The 8,667-nt window shown below is 39.8% G+C and carries 1 protein-coding gene; it reads right to left on the bottom strand.

Going from position 1 to position 8,667, the window contains the following annotated elements:
- Positions 1 to 8,178 (bottom strand): ESPR-type extended signal peptide-containing protein (locus HMPREF1504_RS07580; protein ID WP_038124847.1); only part of this gene is annotated, 8,178 nt, incomplete at its 3' end.
- Positions 8,179 to 8,667 lie beyond the last annotated feature (489 nt).

The following is an 8,667-nucleotide window of genomic DNA, read 5'->3' as shown; positions in this document are numbered from 1 at the left end:
GGTCAATGGATTATTAGCATCTGTTGTATCTGTGCTGACTGTTACGGCAGCGACAGCAGATTTTTTAACCTCTGCTTCAGAGACTTTCACAGTCAAATTCTTGCCATTTGCATCAGTAGATACATACTTACCATCGCCTATGATACCCAATGTATCATCCTTAAGATTTACTACACCAGGGGATGTATTTGTATCACCAGTGAATTTCAAGTTAACTGCATCGGTAGTCGTTTTAGCTGTTTCGGCTACGGCTTTCAATTGATCTTCCGTCGCAGCTCGGCCAGTTGTAGCTGTACCATTCCAAGTTGTATTAGATAAGCCAGTAACATGATTATTATCACCATCAACAGTTACACCACCGATAACTGCATTTTTAGCAGTAATTTTACCAGTTACGCCATCAAGTTTAATGGTTTCAGTTGTACCAGTACCAATGGATACGCTAGTCAAACCAGCAAGATCCTTATTCAATGAATAAGTAAACTTACGTTCATCTTGATTAATTGTAAGGTTATCCCCTGCAACCAATTCAACAGTTTCATCCTTGCCAACAGTAGCATTTTTCTTAGTACCTGTTTGAGCACCAGTTGTACCTGCTTTATCTGCCGTAATATTCCAAGTTTGGCTAGACGCAGCATCTGCTACTTTTTGTAATTGATCTTCTGTTGCGGCTCGGCCTGTTACGGCTTTTGTTACACCAGAAGTCCAATCTTTATTAGTCAAACCAGTTACAGTGCCAGTTGCACCATCTACCTTAATAGAGTTAGTACCACCAGTAGTAATTGTGCCAGTTGCACCATCAACAGTTGTTACACCTGCAGTTACTTTTGCAGCTGTACCATCTACTGTAACAGCGTTAGCGCCAGTACCAAGTGTCACCTTATCATTGAGTTTTACGTCATAAATAGTATGACCATCTGCAGCTGTGGTAGATGTTAATGTCACATTACCTGTCGTTGCATTAGCTGCTTCACCAGTGTTAGCAGTGATTTCAGTTTTAGACGCTTTTTTAGCTGCATTGATAGCATCAGCTACGTTTTGAGCCGTAGCTACGCCATCCTTGGTTGGACCTGTAATTGTACCATCTGCACCAGCCGTAATAGATGCGGAATTAATAGCAACTTTCACCCCTGCTGCTGTAGCAGATGTGCTCACAAGACTGCCATCACCGGTCACGGCAAAGGATACGTCCCCATCTTTAAGGTATTTATTACCTGTGGAACCAGTATCAGCAGTGAGGCCAATACCCTTAGTGGTAGCATTAACTGTGTCAGCATCCAAACCAACTGTAATCGTTTGATCCTTAACAGTCGCCGTTACGCCATTGGCACCAGCTACATTAAGTTTTTGGTTTTTAAGGTCTACAGTGCCGTCATGTGTGCCATCAGTAATATTGAGGTTTTGAGATAAGTTAGCCACTGCATTTTGAACATCGCCGATATTCGCCGCATTCGTCAATGTAGTGCCACCGCTAGCCACATTGCTAATGACCTTGTTACCAGCATTGATGCCAGCCGTTTTATCAATAGAAATACCACCAACAGTCACATTATCTGTTGTTACACCAGTGCCTGTAATGGCCGTTGTACCATTCGTTAAACCGTTTGTATTGATAACCGTATTGCCTGCCGTGAAGGATGTACCTGTAAATGATGTGCCTGTGAAAGTAGTACCTGTGAAAGCTTTACCCGTTACAGAGCCATCAGTGCCATCCAAGGTAATTTTATTCGCACCAGAACCAACAGTTACTTTGTTATTAGCTGTTACAGAATCAACGGTAATATCTTTCTTAGTAGCAACAGTAATCTTCTTTTTATCTGTACCATCTTGTGTAATCTCGATGTTATCACCATTAACAAGATCTACTGTATCGCCGCCTTTAACAGCCGTTTTATCAGTTGTGCTGGAATTCGTTGTAATATTCCAAGCCGCACCTGCTTTTGCTGCATCAGCCGCTTTGTTGATAGCATCAGCTACATTTTGCGCAGTTGCCAAGCCATCATTACCAGTTACAGATGCTTCACCTGTGGTAGCATTGCTGTTAATCGTAGCACGCTTTGTAGAAATCTCAACCGTATTACCATTCATATTAGTAGATACAAAGTCGCCTGTTGCGCCTTTCACATTAAATGCCACATCAGCAGTGCTCAAGGATTGGCTGGATGCTGTGCCAGCATCTGCACCAAGGGAGATATTTCTAGCTAACGCTGCTGTATTAGTAGCAATAGCGGCTGTATTTTTAGTGATATTACCTTTATTAGCAGCAATATCTGTGGTATTCGTGGTGATTTGATTCTTAGTTGCTGTATTAAGATCAAAGGATACTTTACCATCATTATCAACAGTAGCAACTGTAGAACCACCATCTACGAAGTTAAGACCTTTAGATAAAGAAACCTTCTTCGCATTAGCATCTGTAGCACTGTTAGCACGGTATGTTAAATCCGTTTTAGCCGCAAGTTTTGTTGTATCGATACCGATGGCATAATCTTTAGAATTTGTACCCGCTGTTGAAGTTACAGTAATCGGATTATCTGCTTGCGCATCCTTACTTACCGTTACAGCAGAAACAGCTAAATCTTTCACCTTAGCCGCATCAACAGCAACTTTCACACCTGCTGTTGTAGCAGTTGTGCTCACAAGATTGCCATCACCCGTTACTGCAAAGGACACATCACCGTCCTTTAAGGACTTAGCAGTTGTAGATGTGCCGTTATCATCGGCTAAAGCAATTGTATGAGCGATGCTGGCTGTGTTTGTTGCAATCTTATCACCCAATACAGTATTTGTATTGTTAATTGCCGCAGCAACCTCTGTGGCTTTAGCTACACCAGTAGTACCCGTTACAGTACCATCCGTTATATTAGGTGTTAATGTACCTTCTGCTACATCAATAGTAATCGTTTGTCCATTAACAGTAGCTTTTGCTGCACCCGCGCCTGTAATTGTTAACTTTTGATTTTTGAGCACTACAGAACTATTATTTGTGCCATCACTGATGTTTAAGTTTTGAGACAAACCATTAACAGCAGTTTTTACATCACCAATTGTGGCAGCATTTGTATCATCAGTAGCATTATTATTTACATTACCGCTAGCTACATTAGAGATAACTTTACCACCTGCATTAATACCAGCAGTTTTATCAATAGACAAGCCACCAACAGTTACTTTATCTGTTGTAACACCTGTGCCTGTAATGGCAGTTGTACCATTTGTTAAACCAGAGGTATTAATAACTGTATTACCTGCAGTAACAGAATCAACCATAAGATCTTTCTTGGTTGCTATAGTGATTTTCTTTTTATCTGTGCCGTCTTGTGTAATTACGATATTATCGCCATTAACAAGATTTACGGTATCTCCACCTTTAACTGTAGTTTTATCTGTTGTACTAGAATTAGTTGTAAGATTCCAAGCCGCACCGGCTTTAGCCGCATCTGCAGCCTTATTAATAGCATCGGCCACATTTTTAGCAGTTGCCAAACCATCAGCACCTGTTACAGAAGCTGCACCACTATTAGCATCACTATTGATTGTAGAGCGTTTAGTAGATACTTCTACAGTATTGCCATTCATCTTAGTAGAAATGAAATCACCAGTAGCCCCCTTCACATTGAAGGCTACATCTGTGGTAGATAAAGACTGGCTAGATTTTGCCCCAAAATCGGCACCAAGGGAAATATTCCGAGCAAGTGCTGTTGTATTTGCTGCAATATTAGTTGTATTAGTTGCAATTTTACCTTTATTGGTAGCAATATCTGTTGTATTTGCAGCAATCTTATTTTTATTAGTGGCTATATCTGCAGCATTTGTAGCAATATTAGCTTTATTAGCAGCAACGCCAGTAGTATTAGTATTGATTTGATTCTTAGTAACTGCATTTAGGTCGAAGGATACTTTACCATCGTCATTTACAATTGCAATAGTGTTGCTACCATTAACAAAATTTAGCCCTTTAGACAAAGCTACGTTCTTAGCTGTAGATGCGCCATTAGCTGTATATGCCAAATTGGTATTAGCCGCTAATTTATCTGTATCAACCGCAATAGTTACACCAGAATTAGATGCAGTTGTCTTTACTACAGAGCCATCACCTTTGATATCAAAAGTGGCATTTCCATCCTTTAGCTGTTTTATACCAGTATTACCAACATTACCTAATAATCCAATACCACTTGAAATGGCATTTTGAGCATCTGTTGTTAAACCTATATTAACAGTTTGTCCGCTTACTGTAGCCCTGAGTCCTGTACCAGCTGTCACCTTGAGTGATTGATCACCAAGTTGAACAGAGCCTTTATTATTGGCTCCATCTGTCAGGTTAAGCGTTGCACTTGATACATAACGCTTAACGTCTCCAATATTAGCCGCATTACTATCTGTACTACCACCAGTAGATACATGCTTAATGGCTTGATTACCTGCACTAATGCCATTTGTACCAAATGAAACTGCACTTGAGCCAGTACCACTTGTTAAACCGGTAGTATTAATTGTCGTACTGCCCGCTGTGAAAGCTTTCCCTATTACACTTCCTGTTGTACCATTAATAGAAACCGCGTTGGTTCCACTGCCGAATGCTGCCTGTGCATTGGTTCCATTTAAACTAATCGCATTGCTCCCCGAACCAGCCGTAATAGTTGCAGAGGTCCCATCTAATTTAATTGCATTAGTGCCAATACCAGCCGTCATTACACCTGTTGTACCATCTAGCACAAGCTGTTTAGCTGCTGTACCTACGGTTACCTTATTGTTAGCTTTCACAGAGTCTACAGTAATATCTTTATTTAATTTGGTAGTAATCTTCTTACCTGCACGTTCAACAGTAATATTAGAAGAATCACCATTGAAGTCTACCTTATTACTTTTTGCTACGCTTTCACCAGCATCACCATTAGCAGATACCGTCCATGTATATGCATTTTTAGAAATGGCATCATTAATAGACTGCGCTACGTTTTTTGCATCAGCCATACCTTTATTGGCTGATGCCACTCCATTAGCATTAACACTAATATCCTGTGTTTTACCAGCAATGGTAATACCATTTGTATTTGCTGTCGTTGTAATATAGGTAGTATCCCCTTTAATAGCCAATGTACCATTAGCAAGGTTCACATCATTATTGCCACTATTGCCACTGAAAGCAAGGTTTACGCTCTTTAATTGAGCCACATTGACTGCATCTGTATTATTTGTACCAGCTGCTACACCAGTAATTTGACGAGTTACACTAGCACCCTCACCAACAGATACCGCTGCATGTGTGCTGGTAAGTATATTATTAGTTAATCCACCATACTTATTAGTACGACCATCATTTGGATCGTATCCTTTAACACCTTTATCAGTAGTGGCCTTAGAACCAAAGCCTATTGCAACGCCATCTTTTACCTTAGCAATTGCACCGGTTCCAAGAGCTGTGGCATTTTCTGCTGTTGCAGAGGCAGCAGATCCTAATGCAGTCGCATTTTTAGCTATAGCAGATGCCTGATGACCAAATGCACTCGCCTCAGTTGCATCAGTTGTAGCTCCAAAACCAACTGCGGTTTGGAAGTTAGTATCATCCTTAGTCACCGTTGCCGAGCCAATAGCAGTAGTACCTACACCAGCAGCTTTAGCCCCTTGGAAATTACCATAGTTATCACCACCACCAAGAGCAATCGCATAATCACCATTTGCAGTAGTATTGCGCCCTATAGCAACACTAGGCGCCGAACCGACCTTTACTTTAGCATTACTATTTTCACCGATTGCAATAGTAGAGAAACCTAATGCTTTGGCACCTTTACCTATTGCAACAGAGGAAGCAGCGCCACCTTGTGCGTTATTACCAATAGCCACTACATCATTAATCGCAGACTTATCTGTACTATTAATAATAGTAGCACTTTGGCCTAGTAAAACGGATCCACTAGTGTATACATCACCTGAGCCAGCACTTTTACCAATACTAACATTGTTGCTACCTGTTAATTTACGTCCCGCATCTCTACCAATATCAACATTTTCTGTTCCATTAGATTGATACCCTGCAGCCCAACCAATTCCTATTGATTTAGAATTATTTTGAGCTCCATAATTTGATTGATAACCAATAGATACTACAGATTCAGCATTAGCTTGAGAGCCATTTCCTAAAGAAACACCATTATCACCGGATGATTGAGCACCTGGACCAATTGCAACAGCATCATTTCCTGTAGCACCATCATTATTTTTATTACCAACAGCTGATGATTTTACAGAAACGTAATTGATAGGTTTAATTTGGCTAGCAACAGCAAATAATTGGGAACCATTAATGGCATCTGTACTTGTAGCAGATACTTCCCCTGCCGCTACATTCTTAATTTGGCGCTCTTTACCTGCTGCACCAACAGAAACCTGCATACCTGTATCAGAGGTTGCGCCAGCAAAATTATATGTAATACCATTAATTGTTGCACTAGATTGATTTGTAGCATTTGTATCAGTAGTAGAATCACTACCAATAGCTACAGAATTAGCGATTGATGCCTTTGCATTTTTACCAACTGCAACTGCATTTGCATTACTTGCATTAGCACTTTTACCAATCGCAATAGTCTCACTACCATTTGTAACAGCACTTGCGCCTATAGCAAGGGCATTATTACCTTGTGCTTTCGTCTTATCTGTAGCACTATAACCACCAATCGCAACAGCACCTACACTTGATGCTTCTGCTTTACTACCCATTGCTACTGCATTCGCAACAGTAGCCGACACAGCACTACCTATGGCAACACCATTTTTACTCAAAACACTTTGCCCTACTGCGATGCCACCATCAGCAATAGATACGGTACCAATAGCTAAACCGCCTTTAGCTGCATTTGCACGATTACCAAAAGCAATAGAACCATCATCTACACTCTTAACACCATAATAGACATTTGTACTAATGTCATTAACATTTATAGTGTAAGTATTTCCGTTTCCACCAACACCAGTATTATTTTTATCGCCACCGACACCACCATTACCTATAGCAATAGAATCAACTCCGGAAGCACTAGCTTTAGGACCGATAGTAATATTGCGGACGCCATCACTTGTAGAACCAGCCCCTATAGTAACCGATGAATGCTGATTAGCAGATGCTCCTGTCCCCATAGCAATAGAGTCTTGACCACCAACAGTAGTACCTGCGGTAGGTGTAGTTATGCTAGCCCCTTTACCAATAGCAATAGATGAATCCCCCCCAGCTGTGCCAGAAGCACCAGCAAAGGAATCTGTTCCACTTGCAGTTGCACCTGCACCGATGGCAGTAGCTCCTGTATTACTACTATTAGAATTATAACCAATAGCAATAGCCTTTTCTGCAGTGGCTTTAGGATAATTAGCTGTAGCTGTGTAATCTCCAGAAACATTCCCACTACCTAAGGCAATAGAGTATTTACCAGATGCATCTGCACTAACCCCCATTGCCATAGAGCCTACTGCTCTAGCTCGAGTTGCAACACCGATAGATACACTAGAATAGTTATTACTAATAGCATTAGCCTTATCATTATTTGCTTCAACACCAATAGCAATAGTATTATTAGCTTTCGCCTTAGCATTAAAACCTATACCTACAGCGTTTACTTTGCTCTCTGCATTCCAGCCAACAGCAACGCCACCACGACCATCGGCAATTGCACTAGAGCCAATAGCAATAGCACTTTCACCATTAGCATTACCACCACTAGCCGCAAAAGCATTATTACCATTTGCAATTGTGGAACCAGTTCCTCCTAACGCAACCGAATTATCTCCATTTGCCGTGGACCAGCCAAGGCCAATAGCACCAGCGCCATTAACAACTGCACCGCCTATAGCAACAGACGATGAACCAGTGGCATTACTATGCGCACCAATAGCAACCGTAGCTACATTACCATTTGCGCTTGTTTTATCACCATTCTTTAAGCCAATAGCTATACCTTTAGTACTATCAAAATTAACACCACTAGCAGCATTACTAAAGCCTGCTTTATCGCCAGCACCATCTATCGCTTGAACAGGTTGTAAATGACCTATCAGTGACAACGCCGCAAATATTCCGGCCACTACGATTTTCTTTTTCCCTGTTTTGTTCTTTGCAATTTCAGATACTACAATGTAGCACTGTTTTGACTTAGACCAAATTACTTTAAAAATCTTGTTCATTCGTTTTCCTTTTCACTAACTATCTCTCAAAACCATATAATTTACTAATCATTTTCTAATATTCGAATTTTCACAATGTTATAAAATATACGCATTATATTTTAAAGCTCATTTCATAATTTTATCATATTTCACTAGTATCTAACAATAAAATTACCTATGCTTTTAGAATATTTAATTGAAAACCAATAATTCTCCAAAGCACTCTAAAAACAGATATAATCTATATTTATCATCTTATTCGATGTATATTATTTACTTTTGAATAAATATTTATAAGTATTTATTTATATGAAATATAGAGCGTTACAGACCAAGAAATACCACTTTAATTTTAATACGTGTATTTTTCATCTCATATTTATATATGCAACTATATTTTTATAATTTAGTTTGATGCACCTAATCCATTTTATTTTTAAGATAATATTTTTATTGGTTAGATAACTCTATATACAAAAAGACACTACTCAAATAGAGTAGTGTCTT

The organism is Veillonella sp. ICM51a (assembly GCF_000524355.1).
Taxonomy (GTDB): domain Bacteria; phylum Bacillota; class Negativicutes; order Veillonellales; family Veillonellaceae; genus Veillonella; species Veillonella atypica.
The sequence above is the reverse complement of the archived record's forward strand: the minus strand, read 5'-3'. Positions and strand labels throughout refer to the sequence as shown.